Consider the following 18,627-nt stretch of genomic DNA (forward strand, 5'->3'; position numbering starts at 1 on the left):
CATTTTCGTACATCGAACCTTACATTACATCCGTTCGTCTCTTACCTAGTATATCTTACAGCAAAATAGACGTCTAATTTGTCGCATTTAAAATGAGAAATTTCTCTTAATGTTCTTCATAATGAACGTAAAAAGACTTAGAATGAGCTACTCTAAGTCTTTTTATAATCACTTGCGTTTTATTTAATGATGTAAACAGATTATAAGCATTATTTTTTTTCATCTACATAATGGTTAAAAAAACAACGAATCGAAATAGCTAATAGTATGAAGGGGAAAATATACCAAGATGCATGATAGGTTGAATAATCACCTAAACGCAACGTGTAAAGCAGTATAAACATAAAAAATGAACTAGTTAATGAAATAATACCATTCAGAATTCTCATATATGCACCTTTTTAATCCTATTTTTAGTAAAATGAAAAATAACTTTTTCCATATTTTGTAAAGGTATTCATTTTATATAATACTAGAAATAATAAAAAAGAATATACAAAAAAAACCTTGAACAGTTGCTGTTCCTAAACCACTAAACTCCCATTTATTGGCTTAAAAACAACATTATTCAAGGTTCTCTACTAAATTTTAATGAGACAACAAACTATTTTTTAACCTTCCCCTTTTTCAAAAGAAGGATATAAGGTCATCCCACCGTCAACGAAAAGTGTTGTTCCAGTTACATAACTTGATTCATCAGAAGCCAGCCAAGCCGCAGCTGCGGCAACTTCTTCCGGTTTTCCGATATAGTTCATCGGAATCATATTCAAGGTCTTTTCTTTTTCTTCTTCATTTTCAAATTTTTCTGCATTGATCGGTGTGTTGATTGCTCCAGGAGCAATACTATTCACTCGAATACCTTTATGCGCGTATTCTAATGCAATTGTTTCATTGAACAATTTTACTCCACCTTTGCTAGCTGAGTAATGTGCAAATGTTGGCCAAGGAATCCGTTCATGAACGGAAGATAAATTGATGATAGTTCCTTTTTTATTCTTTTCTAAGAAATGATTTAAAGCTGCTTTAGAGCCAAGAAAGACCCCAGTCAAGTTCACATTAATCACTTTATCCCAGTCTTCTAACGTTAACTCATGAGTAGATACTTTATTCTCCATTCCAGCATTGTTGATCCACACATCTAAATCGCCAAAATTAGAAATAGCTGCATCTAGTAAGGCTTTCACTCCATCTTCACTACTGACATCAGCCTCGACTGCCACAGCTTCTCCGCCAGCTTTTTTTAGTTCTTCTACCGTTTCTTCAGCGCCTTCTTTATCACTATGGTAGTTAATGACAACTTTCATTTTTTCTTCAGATAACCGTCTGGCAATGGCATTTCCGATTCCTTTAGAACCACCTGTAACCACCGCAACTTTACCTTTTAACCCGTTATACATCTAACCCCTCCTATAGTTTTCATGACTGAATGAATGTCTTATAGTTAGTATAGCTCAATAAAAAACCAGCGTCTATTTTCGGCCCTCGGCGTCAAAAATCTTTATTCCAAAAAAAATACCTTCAATGTTAAACAAAAAGAGTTGCCAACCATATGAATAGCTTTTATAAAAAACAAGAGTAAAATAAAAGTGAGACTTGTGTTCTATTACAAAAAGGTGGTGTTTAAATTGAAATTAATTTTTGTGCGACATGGATTAAGCGAATGGAATAAATTAAATCAATTTACTGGGTGGATGGATGCTGATTTAAGCGAACAAGGGTATGAAGAAGCACGTAAAGCAGGACAAAAAATCAAAGATGCCGGCATCAATTTTGATTTTGCTTTTACTTCTGTTTTGAAAAGAGCCATCAAAACGTGCCATATCGTCTTAGAAGAATCTGATCAATTATGGGTACCAGAAGTAAAATCATGGCGCTTAAATGAACGTCATTACGGATCTTTACAAGGTTTGAATAAACAAGCGACTATCGAAGAATTTGGTCCGGAACAAGTTCAAATTTGGCGTCGTTCGTATGATACACTGCCTCCTCTATTAAAACCTGATGATCCAAACTCTGCATTAAACGATCGTCGTTATGCTAATCTTCAAAAAAGAACCATTCCAATGGGAGAAAGTCTAAAGGTTACCTTAGAACGTGTGATACCTTTTTGGGAAGATCATATCGCACCCGCTATTTTGGATAATAAAACCGTACTGATCGCTGCTCATGGAAACTCCATTCGGGCTTTGATCAAGTATTTAGAAGAAATATCAGATGACGAAATCATGGCATTAGAAATTCCAACTGGCCAACCTCTCGTTTATGAACTGAATGAAGAATTGATCGTAACCAAAAAATATTATTTAGACTAAACAAAAAGCAATCATTTCCTTTTAGGAATTGATTGCTTTTTCTATCTATCCTTCTACATATTTCTTTGATTCACAGTTGCTTCGCATCTAGCTATTTCAGCTAACGCTTTTTCTAAATGGTCTTTATGCCATTTCGTTCCAGCAGCAACTTTATTTATTTTTAAAGGCATAACTCGTTCGCCCGCTGTAAATGTTACCTTGTGTAATAAAGCATTTTTACCCACTTCGACCGAGTCTAATTCTTCAAATGTCATGATGATTGGTTCTTTTTTTGAATCCATTTTTCCGGTTATTTTATGAACTGGCAATAAAATAACTTTATCTTGTTCCATACATAAAATAAAATAAGACCCTTTTGCCAACTGTGCATATGCTCCAAACAGCACTAAAGATCCTGTAGAAGGCATAATTTGTGCCCACACTGCTGTGCTTTCTGTCATTGGACTCAATAAACCGTTAACTTCTAAGTTAGCTAATATCTCTTTTTCTGATAACATTAATCCCATTTTATTCACTCCTCCATTATTTCTATCCTTACCTTAAAAACAACCATTAAATGTAACGAATTATTGAACAAATTATAACATTTTTATTAAACTATCCCTATTTTTAACTATTATTTGGTATATACCTTTACTAAATTAAAATAGTGTTGTACTCTTGTACCGCAATAACTTCATATATAAAACAGGAGGCATTTTAAGATGAACTTAAATTTTACTGATGAAGAATCTCGTGATATAGAAAATATTGTGAATTATCTAACTTTAACAAAAGAAGAATACTTTTTAAATCTCCACAAAAAAAATATTATCACTAAATCAGCTTTACATGACAATAAAAACTTCAGATTGTTTATTGAAGATTATCACCATATGTTGGAGAATTTACATGATTACAACTTCACATTAAAAGATATGATTGAGCATAATCATGATACCAAAGTGAATGATGCTATTCTATATTTTCTGGATACGACTATTAAAGACCCTATGGTACTTGCTCAAATATACGAAATCTATAAAAAACAAAATGAAAAAGGTTCTTCTTCTTTTAGAAAACAAACCAAATCATTGCGTGTAAATTAACAAATAAAAATCAATTGAAATTCAAATTTTCCACTCAATCAAGTGCCCTTTTCTATACTAAAAGAAGCTTAACATGTTAGAATCATGTTAAGTATACTCTAGGGGGAATGATTAGTCATGACAGAAAAAACACTTGTATTGATCAAGCCAGATGCAGTAGAGCGAAACCTAATTGGGAATATTTTAATAGAATACGAAAGAAATGGTTTGAAAATTCTTGATATGAAATTAATAAAAGCTTCTATAGAAGCAGCAGAAAAACATTATGCAGAGCATAAAGAAAAACCATTCTTTAGTCGATTGGTTTCTTATCTTACAAGAAGCCCTTTAGTTGTGCTTATATTAGAAGGCGAAAATGCTATCAGTCGAGTTCGATCATTGAACGGGACAACAGATCCTGGTAAATCTCCAGACAATACCATTCGTGCTCTTTATGGACTTAGCCTGTCTGAAAATACCGTTCATGCTTCTGACTCGCAAGAAAGTGCCGATCGAGAACGTGCCATTTGGTTTGGTTAAATAAAAAACGGCTCTTAATTTAAAAAGATTCGTCAAGTTTTAAACTTGGCGAATTTTTTTATGTTAAGAAATATTATAGCTTTCTAATTAAATAACTTTTGAAGTTACCTCATTAAACTGCTTTTCATTAAAGTATAGATTGTAGTTCTTAGCGATTTGTTTAGCAGACTTTAGTATCTCCCTATTAATAGATTCCATGAAAATCTCAGTTCCACCAACTAAAACTGGTGTCCATTTATCTAAATAGTTCAACTGAAAACTTTTTAGTATAGATCTTTCCCCTTCATATTTACTCCAATCCCCTAATGAATTACATTGATACCCTAATTCAATATACCAGAAAGCAACTAGAATATTCTTTAACATCACTGTACATGACTCACAGTAGTTGTATTCCTTACGTTCTTTTCGTCGATATAGTTCATGAAAAAAAGCAAAATATTTAGAAAGTAATTCGTCAAATTCATTTTGTGTAATATGATAGACTAATTTTTCAGATTTACTTTTCATTGTATTTAGATAACCTTTATTATCAAAAATAATAAGTATATTTTGCATCCAAATACTAGGCGTTAAATCTATTTTATTATAAACAAAAATATCTAATTTTATGAAATTGTTAAAATGAATTACAGCATAAGAACGTGTTTCCGTTTCAATAAATGATATATCGCTAAGTTCATCTATAAAAAGCTGAATAAACTTATCTTTTGAGTATGATTCTTTGAGTAAAATTCTTAAATCTATGTCTGAAAAAGGGTCTTCATTTTGTGCCGCTATAGAGCCTCCAAGAAAAATACCATCTATTCCCGAAAAAATCTGAACCTTTTGAATTAACACTTTTAAAAGTTCATGTCTGCTTCTTATGAGCTCCTCTTTCTTCATAATTCACCTTCCTTTTATTTTCTCTCTCGTTGCTCTATTAAATGATAAATGAAGCAATGAGAGAGAAATTTTTCCATAAAAAGCTACTCCATCTCCACCCTAACCAATCCATCTTTCTTCAACTCATACACTTGGTCACAAACTTCTTTTAAAAACAACCGGTCATGTGAAATAGTAATGATGGAACCCTCGAATTTTTCAAATAATTCTCTGAGTTCTGGTTGCGAGAGCGGCGAGAAGTTTCGTGTAGGTTCATCTAAAAGCAATACATTCTGTCCTAATAAATCAATTTTCAGTAGTAACAATTTTGCTTGCTGTCCTCCTGATAATGACTGGATTGGATGATGCATTTCATCTGTGGTAAACCGCATGCTTCCTAGGTAAGTCATCACTTGAGTGCGTTCTTCACTGTCTCCAATCTCCCTAAGAAATTCAACTGGTGTTTCATCCAATCTTAAATAATCAGCATAGTTTTGCGGCATGTATCCAGCTGAAATATCTTTGCGCTGACTTAGTTCTGTCCATAATTGCTTCAGTAATGTGCTTTTACCAACCCCATTTTGCCCGATAATTCCTATTTTTTGAGGAGCTCTAACTAGCAAATTCAATGAGTGAGCTAAAACTTTATTTCCCAATTTCACACTCTCATCTTCCAAATGGAGAATGGTCTTATTTGCAGGAAGAGATTTAGTGTTTGAGAATTTCACTAAGATGGCATCTGCTTTTAACGGAATATCTTCAAAGGTTTCTTTTTCACGCTCAAATCGTCTTCCCATAGATTTTACTGCATGCATTTTCTTTTTGAGTAAGCGTCCTCCAGCTGGATCCTTCCTTGAAATGGTTCCTTGTGCGTGGTGCACACTACTTTCAACTTGCCGGTATTTTTCCATTTGATTCTGGTGTTCTTCGCGCTGCTTATTAGCGACTTGAGATTGATGTTCATAGCGTGCTTCTTTTTGTTCAATGTATTCTTTGTAGGGTAAATTGGATACTGTTGCAACTGGGATCGTCTTATGTCGTAATAACTCAATCTGAATGACTTTGGTCGCTGTAGCGGAAAGTAAAGACTCATCATGAGAAATGAAAACAATCGTTAGTGGTGTAGCTTTTATAAAGTGCTCTAGCCATTTGACTGTATCAAGATCCAAGTCGTTGGAAGGCTCGTCAAGCAATAACAAATCAGGATCTGTGGAAAGTGCTTTTAGTAGCTGGACTTTGATTTTTTCACCACCGGATAGACTTCCTAACAATTGCGAACTGGTTAGCCGGTCAGCATCAAATCCAAGTTGCCCTACTAATTGATAAAGCATTTGATAGTCAATATCCATGGCATCTGCTTGTCCAAAAAAGTACTGATCAATGGTGAATTCTATATATTTTTGCGGTAAAGTTTGCGGCAAATAAACCATGCGACTGAACTGGTTGACCAATTCCCCTTCTGCTTGAATATACGATTCGATACTTTTATCTTCAAGAATCCATTTTAATAATGTTGACTTGCCATTTCCTTCTTCCCCGATAATCGCTACCTTTTCTCCAGGATTAACGGTAAAACTCAAGTCTTTGATGATTTCTTTTAAATCCATTAAGTGGTGCAAGGTCAAATTTCTCACTTGTAACATACTGATTCCTCCTATCTAATAAATAAAAACGACCGCCAGCAAGTTTCTGCAGACGGTCGGTCAAGTTCAATTAAACAGAGAGAATCCTAGCATGCCTATAGATGGCAACTTTATACCGATTCAAAAAGTTGTTTAAATGATGTATCTAAAAAAACCGTTGCAAAGAAACCCACCCTATTGGCAGAAAAAGTTTCTTCTTCAATTACGATTTGTTTTAGATAGTGTACATTTAAGCACAACCTTTCGATTTGTTAGGTACATTGTAGCAAGGATATGTATTTTGTACAATAATTGTGTCACATTAACCTGGAATTCAATGTACTGCAGTTGTTGTTAATGATATAGTTGTAGGTTAATAAAAGATGTTTGAGAACCTAATAAGCTCAACACTAATAATCATAAAAGGCAATTCTGGAAGTAGAAAAACAATGTTTGCACAATTACTACAAAAGTAATTTGATCGTGGTCAAGCTATGCTTATCTTGTGAAATATCATATAGTCCATATTAAACAGTTAAATTTATTAAATAATTTCTAAAAGTATCTATACTTTATTCTCCAATACTATAGAATCCAATATTCTTTTTCATTTCATCTAATGTTTTTTGGGAAATTTCAGATGCTTTTCTGGCACCTTCTTTTAAAATATTTTCAATTTGATGCTTATCTTCTAATAAAAATTTCACTTTATTTTGTAAAGGTTCCAATTCATTAATTATTGTTTCCGCAACATATTCTTTAAATTCTTTGTATCCTTTTTCTTTAAATAGCTCAACTATCTCAGACGATTCTCTCCCATTTATACAACAAACTAAATCAATTAAATTTTTCACCCCGGGCTGTTCATCAGTATAGTTTACAATTCCAATTGAGTCTGTGACTGCTTTTGATATTTTTTTTCTAATTATATCTGGTGAATCCATAATTAAAATGTATCCATTAGGATTTGAAGTTTCTGATTTAGACATCTTTTTTGTTGGATCTTGTAAATCATATATTTTAGCTGAACCAGTATTCACAAAAGGCTTTGGTATTTTAAATACGTTAGAATATGTATTATTAAATCTATTAGCTAAATCTCTTGTTAATTCAACATGTTGCACCTGATCTTTACCTACGGGAACAACTTCGGCTCCATATAATAATATATCAGCAGCCATTAATAACGGATACGCAAAAATACCTGTAGGAACTGATTCCTTTACACTTTTAGATGACTTTTCCTTGAATTGCGTCATTCTATTTAATTCACCCATATAACTGTTACATGTTAATAACCATGCAGCTTCTGCATGCTGATGTACATGAGATTGGATAAAAACTATATTTTCTTTTGGATCAATTCCTGCTGCAAAATATATTGCTGCAATCTCTATACTTCTTTTCTTCAAATCTTCCGGATTTTGGTGAACTGTAATAGCATGTAAGTCAACAATACTAAAAATTCCTTGATAGGTATTTTGAAGACTTACCCAGTTCTTAATTGCACCTAAATAATTACCTAATGTAGGATCCCCTGTTGGTTTTATTCCTGAAAACATAACTTTTCTATTGTCACTCATTTCTTTCTCTCCTCTTTTTATCCAATATTTTTATTTCATTATAAATGTCTACATTTATTAACTCCAAATTTATATACCGTATGTACTTGAAATTGTTAGATGAAATTAACAATCTTTTTCCGTTTTTCAGAGCTTTCAATACAACTGCATAAGCATCAAACAAATCTATTTCAAAGATCAGTTCAAAAGTCACTGCAACTATATATTTCATTGATATAAATTCATTTAATTTGATTCTTTTAGGTATTAAATACAATTTATACCTAAATTCAACACTCTTATGATTAATTAGCCATGAGTTATAGAATTCATTATCTCTTACAATTGTAGTCCATAATTTTAAAAAAACGGCCCTTAAGTAATCTTCATTTAATTTATTATACTTTGTAAATATCTCAGGTAGAATTTTATTATTCCTAGTGTAACATGTTGATTCTAAATTATTAAATATTTTTATATCATGTACGAATTCTTCAAAAGTATCATTATAATGAATACAATTTTGAATTAATGATTTAGAATATTTTTTTCTTATTATTTTTTCTTCTATTTATTTGATTTGACTAGTTTTTTGAAGATTGTTTCTCTTTTTTCTAATGATTTTCCAATTCCATCTAAAAAAGACCTTTTCATTCTATATTTTGAATTTTAAAACCAAGATTCATCATCAATAAAACTTAAATATTCTTCCCCTTCTTGAAGCCCTGTTCTGATGAACTCATTGATTTCAGTAAATTCAATTTTAGAAATTTCACCAGCATCATATAAAAATTGGTAAAGTTTTTTCAAAGCTGAACCATTTTGTTTAAGGGATGTATGTGAACTCATTAAGTTTTTCCGTACAAAAAAATTACCAAGAAAATTCTCTATTGATTCTACAGAATTTATAGGAGTTACTTTTTCATACTCAGCTAAATAAATATTTAGATAAAAATCAAGATGTTCGATATGACGTTTTACGGTTTTTCCGCTTAAGTCTTTTACATCTATCATATACTTTTTAAAAGCTGCTAACATTTTTTCATTGTTTTCAGTTAGTTTTTCTATATAGTTCTCCTATTGCTGCTCGGATAAAGTTGAAGCATCTAATTGAGAAAGCTCACTGTAATTCCAAGACTTTTCAATAGAATACGGTTCCCCTTCAATAACCTCTTCCAATTTCAACGGTTTGTTTAGAGCATCTCGCAACGCTTCTGCACTATTCCTATATCCTTTTTTGAACAATCTTGTATGAATATAGTTACTATAAAAAACCATCTTTTCTCTATTTATCGTTTGGTTGATATTTAATCTAAGACTAATTAATTCTTCTGCCACCAAATTGATGCTTCCCATCACTGAACGATTAGAAGTAACAGCTACTTGGATACCTCCAGCAAGATTTAAATACTCATCATTTTTTTCATTTGTAATTCCTGCAATATCAAAAGTCATCCGAATAGCTTCAGGTATTAGCTTAGGTAATTGCTTTTTCTTTTGTGCATTGATATCTTGCAGAATAATAGGGTTATAAGTTTGGTCATTGAGCAGAATTATAACTTTTTTTTCGATTTACATTAATATAATTTGCATGCCATGAAAATAATGGATTGACTTGTGCAAACTGTTTCCCATATTCTTTATCATTTATACTTGGCAGGTTCGAAAATAAAGGTTGTGCTTTTTTAGTGGCTCCGATAATCATTTGCATTCCCCTTTCACATTTTTTGTTTGTTCATTTTTTAGTGTCTGTAAATACTCATTACTTTGGGATTCAAATAAGTATTAGTTTCAAAAAAAGCATCTAACTTATCAACTGCAAGTTTTGAACAATTGATTTTTTCATACCCTACTTCATCCATCTCGTATTTATCTAGCCATGTATGCCATAATTCTATTTCTTTATAGTCTGTCTTGATATTATTTAGAAAGTCTTTCATCAATGTTGATAAGGATTCGCTATTTAGACTTTCTATCTTATAGATATACTTCTTTTGTGAATAGTATCTAGCAAAAGGATTCTGGTTATCCTCATAAATTTCCAGCTCGTTCTCTTTTTGTTTACTATCAAAAAGAAAAAATTTTTCATCGTCATTAATATCTAAGCCATTCAAAATATTACCAAAAATGTTATGTATATCTTTTTTAGTATACCCTAGTTTTACCAAATCATTAACTGATTGAATATCATTATTAAAAATAGGCAATTTAAAGTCAGTAGCTAAAAAATTATAGACGCTTATGTTAACTCCTCCTTTATAAAATTTCAAAAAAATTTTTTTAAACTCCAAAAATTTATTATTATGAATACGACTGTTTTTTATTTATAATAATACTATAAAACCACTTAAAGCAATAGACTAGCAAAATAATTTTAACAACAAATATATTTAAATATTGCTACATTCAATTTGAAATTGAAAGTTAAAACTAACGGCTTTTATAAAATGGGAGGAAATACTTTGGTGAATAAATTTGATGAGTTTTTAAAAATAACTACTTTGTTAAATGAATCAGGTATAACACCTCTGCTCATGGGATCATTGGGATTAGAGTATGTGACTCAAAAAGATTGGAATGCGCGAGATGTAGATATACACGTTCCTGGTGATCCTAGAGGATGGGGAGCTCCAGATAATGTTCGAATTTACAATTGGACTATTATTTGTACTATCATGAAAAAATTAGGCTATCAGCTGATTGATCTCCATGAACATGAATTTAGTAATGGATTATTTAGTGTTGAGTATGGCGTAATAAATACTTTACCAAACTCAACAGGTATCTCTGTTGATCAGTTAGAATTAAAGACCGAACATGGAGCTAAATTTTTCTTGCCTTCAGAAGAACAGTACTTAAAAATATATACATCTTCTTTCCAAGATAGTTATAGAGCTGAAAAAAATAATTATAAAGATCTCAATAAAATTCAATATTTAAAATCAATAGTATATTAATAAACTCCTTTAGACCTTAATGATATTGATTAAGTTTATTCCTTAATTTTCTTATTGGAGAAACTTTGGAAGATGAAATAAAAAATTTATCCTATATAAATCTCTTTTTTTCAGAACATCGTAATAAACACATTTTGAACTCTCGGTATCAGATTCAACTTTAAAAGAAAGATAATATTTGCCATAATTTCCAATAAGATATGTGGTAATCAGTCAAACCCACCAAAGCATAATTTAGGTAAGATGTAAAACCGTATTCTAGTATCTTCTCATTTGTTATAATGTAAGAAAAGGAATCAATTGGAGGTCAGTAAATGAGCGCAGAACAAGTACAAAGAACAGTAAATCAGTTAAATAAGGATATAGCTTCTTTGGAAAAAAAGATGGCTGACTTGGTTAAGAAAGAAGCCGATAAAACTAAGAAAATTGGAGCAACACAAAAAAGTATCACAAAAAACACATCAGCTTCTACGTTAAGAACAAAAAACCGCCAAATAGAGGGCTATCAGAAAGATGTATCTAAAATCCTTACAGATAAAGCTGACATCAATAAAAAAATAGCTGATAAAAGGAAGAAATTATCCGACGCAACATTAAAACTACAAAAAATAGAAACCACACAAGCAAAGTCTTTAGCTAAACAGCAAGATAAAGTCTTTGGTACTTATGAAAAACAAATTTTAGATTTGACAAAACAAGTAACAGAACAATCCGCTATTACAACATCTTCAGAGAATATATTTAATTCTGATGGTGCAGAAGATTTTGATGTTTTTCTATCTCATGCGGCGGAAGATAAAGAAAGTTTCTGTGATGAATTTTCAAATATTCTACAAGAAACTTATGGATTGAAAGTCTGGTATGACAGTATCTCTATAAAATGGGGAGACAGCATTAGAGCAGAGATTGATAAAGGTCTTAAAAAATCTAAATTCGGTGTAGTTATTCTATCTAGAAATTACATTAAAAAGTATTGGACAAACTATGAATTAGAAGCTCTTTTTCAAATAGAATCCAATGGGGGAAAAATAATCTTACCGGTTTGGCATGATATTACAAAGAAAGAAATCCAAGAATTCAGTCCGGCTTTAGCAGGTAAGCTTGCTATGAATACAGGAATTATGACACCTAATGAAATTGCAGAAAAATTGAATGAACTTTTCCAATCTTCTCAAGAAGAATAAATACGTAAAACAAGTGATTGATTTTAATTGCTTGTTTTTCTTTATAAAGTGCAATAAAAAAAAGCTGAAACCCTTTATGTATAAAGGCTTACAGCTCTCCTGTTACTATTCCCACTCAATTGTTGCTGGCGGCTTGCTCGTAATGTCATACACGATGCGGTTAACGTGTTTCACTTCATTTACGATACGAACAGAGATTTTTTGCAATACATCCCAAGGGATACGAGCAAAATCACTTGTCATACCATCAATTGAAGTAACAGCACGAATTCCGATAGTGTAGTCATACGTACGTCCATCTCCCATTACTCCGACACTGCGGAATCCAGGAAGAACAGTGAAGTATTGCCAGATGTCACGGTCAAGACCGGCAGCAGCAATTTCTTCTCTTAGAATGTAGTCGCTATCGCGAACGATTTCTAGTTTTTCTTCTGTTATTTCACCAATTACACGAATTCCTAAACCAGGACCTGGGAATGGTTGACGCCATACTAGGCTTTCAGGCATTCCTAATTGGATTCCTAATTCGCGAACTTCATCTTTAAATAAAGTGTTTAATGGTTCAATCAATTTGAATTGCATGTCTTCAGGAAGTCCACCTACATTGTGATGTGATTTAATTGTTTGCGCAGTATCTGTTCCACTTTCGATCACGTCAGTGTAAAGCGTGCCTTGAGCTAAGAAATCAACACCTTCAAGTTTTGTTGCTTCATCATCAAAGACATAAACAAATTCATTTCCGATGATTTTACGTTTTGTTTCTGGATCGCTAACACCAGCTAATTTAGTCATAAAACGTTCTTTCGCATCTACACGAATGATGTTCAAGCCAAATTTACCAACTAAACTTTCCATTACTTGTTCGCTTTCGCCTTTACGCAATAAGCCGTGGTCAACAAAGATACACGTCAATTGATCGCCGATTGCTTTTTGTAATAGAACTCCAACAACACTTGAGTCTACTCCGCCTGATAATCCAAGCAATACTTTCTTATCGCCAACTGTTTCGCGAATAATTGCAATTTCAGATTCAATGAAATCAGCAATGCTCCAGTTTCCTTCACAACCACACACATCAAAAGTAAAATTTTTCAACATTTCATTTCCGTGTTCTGAATGACGTACTTCAGGGTGAAATTGAACTGCATGGAAATTCTTTTGTGGGTTAAACATTGATGCAATTGGACAATGTGGGCTAGTTGCAGAAACAACAAAACCTTCTGGAACTTGAGTAACTAAATCTCCATGGCTCATCCAAACTGTTTCATTTTCAGCTAATGAGTTAAATAAAGGAGCTTGTTGTTCATTGATATTGATGCTTGCTTTACCATATTCTCTATTTTGACTGCCTTCAACTCTACCGCCTAATGCAGTTGTCATCAATTGCATACCATAACAAATTCCTAAAATAGGAATACCTAAATTAAAGATTTCAGGATCAACTGAGAAAGATCCTTCATCATATACACTCATCGGTCCGCCAGAAAAAATGATTCCTTTTGCATTCATGTCTTTTAATTCTTCAGCTGTCACTTTATGAGACAGTAATTCAGAATAAACTCCCAATTCACGAATACGTCGTGTAATCAGTTGATTGTATTGACTTCCAAAATCTAGTACTATCATTTTTTCAACATTTGTTAAATCTGTAACCATTACCACACAGTCCACCCCAAACTATTATTTTCAACTCTTTGTTATATTTTTTCATTCTACCGACTATTTTAAGCAAGGTCAACCGCACTTTTTATGTATCCCTTACCACTCTAATATTTTTTTAATAAAATTTGGTCAATGTAATGATTATCTGTTTTATGAATAATCAATTCTGCTCTATTTTTAGTAGGCAAAATGAACTCTTTTAAATTTTCTAGATTTACTGTTTTCCACACTCCGCGAGCCATCTCGAATGCGGCTTCTCGGTCCCCTTCAGCATAAGAAGAATAATAATTTCCTGGCTGCTTGAATGCTGTACTTAATAGCAGACCAAATCGTTCTAAATACCATTTTTCGATTAATGCAGCTTCAGCATCTACAAAAATAGAGAAATCAAAAAAATCACTGATATAGATTTGTTGATTCGCAGGAAGTTGCAAGACATTTATACCCTCAACGATCAGGATATCCGGTTGTTCTAATACATGCTCTTCCCCTTCAATAATGTCATAAAACTCATGAGAATAGACTGGTGAAACAACCGATGATTTCCCATTTTTCACATCTCCTAAAAAAGAGATCAATTGCTGCATATCATAACTTTCTGGAAATCCTTTACGGTTCATAATATTTTTTTCCACTAACGTTTTATTGGGGTATAAAAAGCCATCTGTCGTGATCAGTTCCACAGATTTTTCTTTATAGACTCTAGACAACATAGTTTGTAACAACCTTGCTGTCGTACTTTTTCCAACAGCCACACTTCCAGCGATTCCAATAATATACGGTTTATGAATCACTTCTTTTTTTAAAAATTTATTTTTTTGAGCTTGCAAGTATTCATAATTTTTCAAGTATGCATCTAAAACATGCACAATCGGTATATAAACCTCTTCAACGTCTGTAATCGAAATTTGGTCATTTAACCCTTTCAACTCTTGTAATTCATTTGAGGATAATGGTGCAATACCATCGCTATTAAGTTTTTTCCATTCGTCACGCTCAATGATATGAAATGTGGCAGACTCTTTCATATATTTATTAGACCCCCGAGTTCCTAGACTTCCGAACTATTGTACCAAATTTATGCTTCTTTTTATAGTTTTTATTCTCCTATAAACGTATAAGCAAGCTATCTTAAAAGAAACTTAACTAGGCATTTAGCTTAAATATAGTGTAGTATATATTTTGGTATAGAATGAAGAATCTTTGTATAAAATAATATTAGACTAAAAAGGAGTACATCATGGAAAAGGGTAAACAACAAAAAATTGAAATTTGGGGAGATGTCGTTGAATTAAAAGAATTGATTATCGCTATTCTTTTATCCAGCGGTTCTACTATGGGAGCTTATTTTTTAGCACCCAGCGATGATAAAACAAAGCAGCTATTTTTTGGTTTAGCTGGAGCCGTTATCGGTTTTATTCTTTCAAGTATTTTTATTAAACCTAAAAGAGTAATTACACTTGAAGACGAAAAAAAAGACTAGTTAATTAAGAACGAAGTATTGGAGAGAACAAAAATATGGAAATGTTATTGTTGGTTCAAATGGTTATAGCTGCTCTTGCAGCCATTGTTTTATATACTTTTATAGGATTTATACCGGGTACAGATGAAACCTCTGTCTTGATGCCCGTCACATTAGCTATTATTTTGGCTGGAACAGAACCCATCATTGTTCTCACTTTTTTTATTTCAGCTATTGTTACGTTAAATCTAACCAATTCAATGCCCACTGCTTTAGTTGGGCTTCCTGGAGGTGTTCTTTCTAGTCCAATGATCGAACATGCGTTATACTTAAAAAACCGAGGCCTGTCTGAGATCACAATTAAGAAAATGGCTTCTGGTGCCTTGATTGGAACAATTATCTCTGTTCCTGTGGCTTTACTAGTGGCTGACCTATTAACACCTTTTGCTGAGATCATTCAGCCTTATTCGTCACTACTATTTGTTATTGGAGCTGTTTTCCTTTCTTTAATAGGAAAAAATAAATTATTATCTTTAATCAGTATTCTTCCCTTAGCTATGCTTTTTCAAGGGTTGCGTCATTTATATTGGGGAATTGGTGTTGTACCAACAGACACCAATATCACCACATCATTCTTTCTAGGAATCACAATCGGTCCTCTCATTATTTCCCTTCTCTCACTGTTTAATAAAGAGAGCCGTGAAAAAATGTTGACCTCTGAATATAAAAAAATTGCACTACCTAAAAGTACATCTGCTCATCAAACAATCAATCCATTCAAAATATTATCTAAAAGTGAGCTTAAGGCAGCATCATTTTCAGCTCTTCTCTCTAACTTTATTTTTGTATTAAGTCCGGTTGGATTAATTATTCTATTTGGTGAATTTGTTTCCAATAAGAAAAAAGATCCGGTTGAAAAAGCTTCTACAGCAATTATTACTATGAGCGCCTTAGCACAATCCACTTATCTTTCTGGGATTATTATTCCTTTGATTGCTTTAGGGATCCCTTTGTCTCCTACCGCTATTGGTCCTGGAAGTCCGTTATTTAACGCCCCGCCAGTGTTTACCGTTGATCATAATTTGCACCATCTATTGAGCAAAGGTGAATTTACTTTGGCTATTTTAATTGGTTCGATTCTAGCTGCTCTTATCAGTTACATTGTGATCAATCGTTATGCTGGAAAAATCTCACAATTTGTTTTACAAAAAATTCCTCATGAAGCTATTTTAGGATTATTTATTTCCTTCATTTTATTATTAGCCTACATGGATGCGGGTTTAATTAATATCTTTGGTGTTCTCTTAATCGGCATCACTAGTGGGACCTTAAACAAAATGGGCATGAATTACGGTATTCAATTTATGACATTATATGCGGCTCCATGGTTAGTCGAAAAAATAGCTCAGTTTTAATTCAGCTCAATATACTAGGAATAAAGGAGTTACAACATGTTAAAAACTAGTCAACCTGCCGTGGGAACTGCAAATGGAAAAATCATTTTAATGGGAGAACACTCCGTCGTTTATGGAGAGCCTGCCATAGCCATTCCTTTTCCTGCCACACATATCGAAGTGACTATTATACCAGCTGAAGGACCGGTTCAATTAGACTGCGTCTATTACCGAGGCAACTTGGCTTCAGTTCCTAAACATTTAGAAAATCTAAAGGCTGTAGTAGAATCTACAGTGAATGAATTACAACAAGAACTAAAGAATTTTAAAGTGATCATTAAAAGTACGATCCCGGTTGAAAGAGGCATGGGTTCGAGTGCTGCTGTAGCCGTTGCGATGGTGCGGGCACTATTTAATTATTTTGCTGTCACTTTAACAGATGACCGCCTCCTATTGTTAGCAAACGTTTCAGAAACGATTGCTCATGGAAATCCAAGCGGCTTAGATGCTGCGATGACAAGTGGCAGACATCCGCTTTACTATATAAAAGGTGAACCATTCGTTCCTTTTCCATTATCTATGCCTGCTTACTTAATTGTGGCAGACACCGGATTAAAAGGCCAAACAAGAGATGCTGTTGCTAGCATCGCTCTATTAAATAAAGAAGATTCTGAAAAAACAATGCGGTCTATTCATCAATTAGGCGACTTAGCAAAACAATCAAAAGTTGCAATAGAATCCACTGATCCGGTAACATTAGGCTTGGCTATGAGTAAAGCTCATGAAATTCTCTCCTCTTTAGGGGTAAGCAATGACACATTGAACCATTTAGTGACTACAGCAAGAACATATGGAGCATTAGGTGCAAAATTGACCGGTGGCGGTCGTGGCGGCTGCATGATTTCTTTAGCATCCGACAAAGAAACTGCAACCTGCATTTCAAATGCTTTACTAGAAGCTGGAGCAGTAAATACATGGACACACCAATTAGGAGATGACTAAATTGAGCAACGCAAAAAAAGTACGCGCTTATACAAATATTGCTTTAATTAAATATTGGGGAAAACGGGATGACCAATTGATCTTGCCTACAAGCAGCAGTTTGTCTCTTACTCTGGACGCTTTTTATACAGAAACATCAGTATCTTTTGATGATTCTCTTGAAAAGGATGCATTTTATTTAAATGAAAGTGTTCAAGATGAAGCTGCTACTCAAAAAGTTAGCCGCTTCTTAAATTTATTTAGAGAACAATCCGGTATGAAAGCACCTGCTATAATTAAAAGTACAAATTATGTCCCAACAGCAGCTGGATTAGCTTCTTCTGCTTCTGGGATGGCTGCACTAGCCGGAGCTGCTAATTTAGCAACTGGTTTAAACCTCTCTCCACAAGAACTGTCTATATTTGCAAGACAAGGGTCTGGTTCAGCAACTCGCAGTATCTATGGTGGCTTTGTCGAGTGGCAAAAAGGAACTTCTTCATCCGATTCTTATGCTGTTAAAGTAGACGATGCGAATTGGGATATTGGAATGGTCGTAGTTGTGGTAAATAAGAAACAAAAAGAACTGTCTAGCCGTGAAGGCATGAAACTGACAGTTGCAACTTCTCCTTTTTATCAAGGATGGATCGATAGTACCGCTGTCGATCTTGTGAACATAAAAAATGCCATTAACGATCGTGATTTTGAACAAATTGGGGCTATTACGGAGAGCAACGGTATGAAAATGCACGGAACAATGCTAGGTGCAAATCCTCCAATCTCTTACTGGGAACCTGATAGTGTGTTGGCAATGCAATTAGTTAGACAATTACGCAAAAAAGGAATTCCTTGTTATTTTACGATGGATGCAGGTCCAAACGTCAAAGTCCTTTGTCGTTTATCAGATAGTGAAAAGATCAAAACAGCTTTTTTAGACTACTTCAATGAAGACCAACTCATTATCTCTGGACCAGGAAGTGATTTAAAAGAAATCACACTCTAACAAGCTAAAAAAACAAGGTT

20 protein-coding genes are annotated in these 18,627 nt (G+C 33.3%); 9 read left to right on the forward strand and 11 right to left on the reverse strand.

Annotation, left to right across the window (positions count from 1 at the left end):
• Window positions 1–611 precede the first annotated feature (611 nt).
• A complete protein-coding gene (locus BR65_RS05985) occupies window positions 612–1,397 on the reverse strand; it encodes a glucose-1-dehydrogenase (protein ID WP_034537290.1) in 786 nt (261 codons plus the stop codon).
• Window positions 1,398–1,625: 228 nt separating this feature from the next.
• On the opposite strand from BR65_RS05985, the gene gpmA reads away from it, so the two are divergent.
• Window positions 1,626–2,312: a 2,3-diphosphoglycerate-dependent phosphoglycerate mutase gene (gene gpmA, locus BR65_RS05990; RefSeq protein WP_034537293.1), complete on the forward strand. Its 687-nt coding sequence runs from the start codon at window positions 1,626–1,628 to the stop codon at window positions 2,310–2,312.
• A gap of 53 nt (window positions 2,313–2,365) precedes the next feature.
• On the opposite strand, the gene BR65_RS05995 is transcribed toward gpmA, so the two are convergent.
• Window positions 2,366–2,818 (reverse strand): hypothetical protein, encoded by a 453-nt coding sequence (locus tag BR65_RS05995; RefSeq protein WP_034537294.1) that lies wholly within the window; start codon window positions 2,816–2,818, stop codon window positions 2,366–2,368.
• Window positions 2,819–3,016: 198 nt separating this feature from the next.
• Between BR65_RS05995 and BR65_RS06000 the strand changes: the two genes are divergently transcribed.
• Both BR65_RS06000 and ndk read left to right on the forward strand, forming a co-directional pair.
• Window positions 3,017–3,400: a hypothetical protein gene (locus tag BR65_RS06000; protein WP_034537295.1), complete on the forward strand. Its 384-nt coding sequence runs from the start codon at window positions 3,017–3,019 to the stop codon at window positions 3,398–3,400.
• 117 nt (window positions 3,401–3,517) lie between these two features.
• The gene (gene ndk / locus BR65_RS06005; RefSeq protein ID WP_034537296.1) at window positions 3,518–3,919 is read left to right on the forward strand and encodes a nucleoside-diphosphate kinase; all 402 of its coding nucleotides are present in this window, start codon (window positions 3,518–3,520) and stop codon (window positions 3,917–3,919) included.
• Window positions 3,920–4,006: 87 nt separating this feature from the next.
• Here the strand turns inward: ndk and BR65_RS06010 are convergent, their stop codons facing one another.
• The 7 genes from BR65_RS06010 to BR65_RS14020 form a co-directional block, all read right to left on the reverse strand.
• Window positions 4,007–4,804, reverse strand: coding sequence for a nucleotidyltransferase domain-containing protein (locus tag BR65_RS06010; RefSeq protein WP_034537297.1), 798 nt, complete (start codon window positions 4,802–4,804; stop codon window positions 4,007–4,009).
• An 83-nt stretch (window positions 4,805–4,887) separates the two neighbouring features.
• A complete protein-coding gene (locus BR65_RS06015; RefSeq protein ID WP_034537299.1) occupies window positions 4,888–6,426 on the reverse strand; it encodes an ATP-binding cassette domain-containing protein in 1,539 nt (512 codons plus the stop codon).
• 551 nt (window positions 6,427–6,977) lie between these two features.
• On the reverse strand, window positions 6,978–7,988 hold the full coding sequence (trpS, locus tag BR65_RS06020) for a tryptophan--tRNA ligase (RefSeq protein WP_034537301.1): 1,011 nt from the start codon (window positions 7,986–7,988) through the stop codon (window positions 6,978–6,980).
• 648 nt (window positions 7,989–8,636) lie between these two features.
• Window positions 8,637–9,005, reverse strand: a complete 369-nt coding sequence (locus tag BR65_RS06030; RefSeq protein ID WP_034537304.1) for a site-specific integrase — start codon at window positions 9,003–9,005, stop codon at window positions 8,637–8,639.
• 39 nt (window positions 9,006–9,044) lie between these two features.
• Window positions 9,045–9,539 (reverse strand): DUF6933 domain-containing protein, encoded by a 495-nt coding sequence (locus BR65_RS06035; protein ID WP_425304616.1) that lies wholly within the window; start codon window positions 9,537–9,539, stop codon window positions 9,045–9,047.
• Window positions 9,508–9,672, reverse strand: a complete 165-nt coding sequence (locus BR65_RS13815; RefSeq protein WP_156098850.1) for a DUF6933 domain-containing protein — start codon at window positions 9,670–9,672, stop codon at window positions 9,508–9,510. The genes BR65_RS06035 and BR65_RS13815 overlap by 32 nt, the downstream gene beginning before the upstream one ends.
• A 37-nt stretch (window positions 9,673–9,709) precedes the next feature.
• Entirely contained in the window at window positions 9,710–10,237 is a 528-nt protein-coding gene (locus BR65_RS14020) for a hypothetical protein (RefSeq protein ID WP_202881938.1), read from the reverse strand.
• A gap of 177 nt (window positions 10,238–10,414) precedes the next feature.
• Here BR65_RS14020 and BR65_RS06045 point away from each other — a divergent pair, with 177 nt between their 5' ends.
• Together BR65_RS06045 and BR65_RS06050 are read left to right on the forward strand one after the other, a co-directional pair.
• Window positions 10,415–10,924, forward strand: a complete 510-nt coding sequence (locus BR65_RS06045) for a hypothetical protein (protein WP_034537306.1) — start codon at window positions 10,415–10,417, stop codon at window positions 10,922–10,924.
• Window positions 10,925–11,238: 314 nt separating this feature from the next.
• Complete coding sequence (locus BR65_RS06050) at window positions 11,239–12,108, forward strand: TIR domain-containing protein (RefSeq protein WP_034537307.1); 870 nt, start codon at window positions 11,239–11,241, stop codon at window positions 12,106–12,108.
• 105 nt (window positions 12,109–12,213) lie between these two features.
• Here the strand turns inward: BR65_RS06050 and guaA are convergent, their stop codons facing one another.
• Window positions 12,214–13,764, reverse strand: a complete 1,551-nt coding sequence (guaA, locus tag BR65_RS06055; RefSeq protein ID WP_034537308.1) for a glutamine-hydrolyzing GMP synthase — start codon at window positions 13,762–13,764, stop codon at window positions 12,214–12,216.
• Between the two features lie 110 nt (window positions 13,765–13,874).
• Entirely contained in the window at window positions 13,875–14,798 is a 924-nt protein-coding gene (gene coaA / locus BR65_RS06060) for a type I pantothenate kinase (protein WP_034537309.1), read from the reverse strand.
• Window positions 14,799–15,010: 212 nt separating this feature from the next.
• Between coaA and BR65_RS06065 the strand changes: the two genes are divergently transcribed.
• From BR65_RS06065 to mvaD, 4 genes are read left to right on the forward strand one after another with little or no spacing between them, the layout of a single operon-like run.
• Window positions 15,011–15,253, forward strand: coding sequence for a hypothetical protein (locus BR65_RS06065; RefSeq protein ID WP_023178818.1), 243 nt, complete (start codon window positions 15,011–15,013; stop codon window positions 15,251–15,253).
• A gap of 35 nt (window positions 15,254–15,288) precedes the next feature.
• On the forward strand, window positions 15,289–16,647 hold the full coding sequence (locus tag BR65_RS06070) for a tripartite tricarboxylate transporter permease (RefSeq protein ID WP_034537312.1): 1,359 nt from the start codon (window positions 15,289–15,291) through the stop codon (window positions 16,645–16,647).
• A gap of 36 nt (window positions 16,648–16,683) precedes the next feature.
• Window positions 16,684–17,628, forward strand: coding sequence for a mevalonate kinase (gene mvk / locus BR65_RS06075; RefSeq protein ID WP_034537313.1), 945 nt, complete (start codon window positions 16,684–16,686; stop codon window positions 17,626–17,628).
• Window positions 17,621–18,607 (forward strand): diphosphomevalonate decarboxylase, encoded by a 987-nt coding sequence (gene mvaD, locus BR65_RS06080; protein ID WP_034537315.1) that lies wholly within the window; start codon window positions 17,621–17,623, stop codon window positions 18,605–18,607. The genes mvk and mvaD overlap by 8 nt, the downstream gene beginning before the upstream one ends.
• Window positions 18,608–18,627: the final 20 nt, after the last annotated feature.

The organism is Carnobacterium inhibens subsp. inhibens DSM 13024, assembly GCF_000746825.1.
Lineage (GTDB): Bacteria > Bacillota > Bacilli > Lactobacillales > Carnobacteriaceae > Carnobacterium_B > Carnobacterium_B inhibens.